Here is a 2,687-nt window from a genome sequence, read left to right as displayed (position 1 = left end):
GAAGCCGTTGTCTATATCTATCATGTTAAGTTCCGTAAAAATAATGTCGAGTATTCAAACTTTTGCTCTTGACAAAAGACATCATCTAGTGTCTCAACTAAATCTAACTTTAAATTTTTATCCAGGTTCTTTACCACCTGCACCATTCTGATTTCTACCTGTGGATAAATCTTCTCAAGTACAGGACGATACAGATAGTTAAGCTGAACCCATGCTTTCCTTGTTGCTTTTAGCTTGCACTCTAGGACTAATATAAACTTACGGTCGTCATTAGGCAGGACTATGATGTCGGGTTGACACCAACCTAGCCCACGCCTGTCCTCATACTCATACCATTGTCCATGTAGTACTTCCTCTCCATATAAAGCCTTGATGTAGTTGGCTATTCTATTCTCATAGATGAGCCCAGCTCTCTGGATACCCTTGATTCTTGGAGAGGAGATGAATCTAGGTTTATCCTCGAGAGCCTTCGCCCAACGTAGACCTCGGATTATATTGCGTCTTTTCTGCATAGGAATACCAATTCAGATTCAACACGGATATAACCAGAGTCTTCCATAGCTTGGATATACTGTGTAATCTCCCCGGGTGCCATAGTCTTGTTCAAAAGTTGCCGTTTAAACAGCTTCAGACGCACGTGAGAGCGGTTATTGTTAAACACAGTAGTCTCCAACCAACCCTTCATATCATGAGCAATTTTACCAGTCTTACTCATGCCAAAACCTTCCAATGCCTTAGGCATATACTTCTCTACATCAAACATAATCTCTTTAGTAAGAGCCCAATCACTGCCTGTAATTATCCTTGTCCCTCTACGTGAGGCAGATATAGACATAGCTACCTTAATAAAGTGAGATACTCTACGTTGATTGTACTCGATCATGTTAGGATCAGTGGGTTCTGGTTTTATATATTCTTGAAAATCTTTCTCGACTTCTTCATGTACCTCTGCATCAAAGGCAAATTGCCCATGCATTTTAGCTATCATACTAAGGTCATGTGTTAAGTCTTCGGCTACACTATCATCAATTCTTTTCTGATGTAAGCTTTGTGCTATCCTATGTCCTTCATGGTAGATAGGAAGTATCCTAGATAACAACCCTTGTGAAGCTGCATCCTCTGGTAAGTTATCCACAAACTGTTGAGGTGTAGCACATGCTATCCAGTTAAGACAAGGTCCTTTAATAAATTGTGATGAGCCTGTTTTAATTTGATGACTGTAAGAATCTTTACTATCCCACATGTCAGTCATAAACATCTGTAAGTATTGGTGGTTCCTATTCATGAACGTACCAAACTCTGATGTACATAATGTAAGTGATGAGTCGTAGAACATATCTTCTTTAGGTGTAGCACAACGTAAGTCTAGTCGTGTAACCTTAGACATTTCTACTGCTAATTTTTCTGGTGTAATTCTATCTTGTATAATATGCAATGGGTAATTTTTTAAACCGTATCTTGTTAACCCACTATTAAATTCATCATGATCTTCTTCTGTACCTACAGGTGTAGTAAGTTTAGCAAAGACTTTAGAGAACGGCAGGATGAGCGAGACAGATTTGTTTCTACCTGGTGGTGCAACTAGTACAACAAACATGTTAGGTCTGATATCATAGTTAGTCATAGACAACCAACACTTACGACCTAGTGCTCCAGCCACAGCAGAAATTGCTGTCCATGTAGAGAACCTATCTGGTATCGGACTACCTGTTGTAGCCTTTACACATGCCTTAATAAAATCTGTATTCTTACGCATTGGCTACCCACTTCTTTAAGTTTTTCCAAGAGTCCCCTACCTCTGCATCTGAAGGTATCACCATGCTTCTGCCTTTAACATCAATAGGATTTTCTAAACAATCAATTACCTTAGGAATTAAATAGTCTACCTTATCATTAGGACATTGACCTAAGACTGCATCATGCACCTGTCCTAATATTTCTACACCTTCTTGAAACAACTCAGACCATACTCTATATAATCCTTTGTTAAGTAAGTCACCGATAGTAGATTGTGGAAGATAGGCTATAGCTTTTCTTGCATAGTGTTCATCATCTAACCTACCCCAGAATTGTCTGCGTCTACCGAACGGTGTAACTAAGTTACCTGTTGATTGTAGTTCTTTAATAACTTCTGTGTGCCATGTTCTTATACCAGGAAATGCACCAGCTACACGCACAAGTACTTGCGTGCCCGATCCAATCTTCTCTCCTAGTTCCATGAGTTCGTCGAAGCCCCCTTTCTTATCCTGTTTATGCCAACGTTCTAACGAGGCTAGTGGCACAATACCACCAAAGTATAAGAGTTGGAATCTTGTAGCATGTGCTACTTTAATCTTTGTATGTCTTGCTACTGTGTTAGCTGACGCACCATAGTTAGTACCATGACCAGCCCTTTTACATACATCACGATACGAGAAGTTACCATAGTAAGGTCGCTCTGCTAGTGTTCTATTCTGTGCATTGTCTTCTGTCCAACCCATGTTAGGCCACACCATCTTGGCTACCTCAGTGTGTAGATCTGATGATTCAACAGCGTTGATATAACCTGCATCACCTGAGAGGTATGCCGTTGCCCTGGATTCAGCTGCTTGTAAGTCGGCATAAAACATAGTACGTCCTCTGTCTGGTATGAACATAGCCCGCAAGTCCTTTGTAATATTCTGTAAGTTTGTACCTGTTCTCCAGGG

Annotated in this window: 2 protein-coding genes; both read right to left on the bottom strand. The window is 40.3% G+C overall.

Annotated elements, in window-relative coordinates; translation table 11 throughout:
- Positions 1-490: 490 nt before the first annotated feature.
- Positions 491-1,756, bottom strand: coding sequence for a DUF3987 domain-containing protein (locus tag GY843_RS10570; RefSeq protein ID WP_297309330.1), 1,266 nt, complete (start codon positions 1,754-1,756; stop codon positions 491-493).
- Positions 1,749-2,687 (bottom strand): DNA polymerase (locus GY843_RS10565; RefSeq protein ID WP_297309327.1); only part of this gene is annotated, 939 nt, incomplete at its 5' end. The genes GY843_RS10565 and GY843_RS10570, both read right to left, overlap by 8 nt.

The sequence above is a fragment of the Neptuniibacter sp. genome (genome assembly GCF_024231755.1).
Taxonomy (GTDB): domain Bacteria; phylum Pseudomonadota; class Gammaproteobacteria; order Pseudomonadales; family Balneatricaceae; genus Neptuniibacter.
This window is presented reverse-complemented; position numbering and strand designations above follow the sequence as displayed.

What these genes read in the sequence shown, in the direction of transcription:
- GY843_RS10570 (WP_297309330.1), bottom strand. Translation starts at nt 1,756, where the DNA reads ATGCGTAAGAATACAGATTTTATTAAGGCATGTGTAAAGGCTACAACA.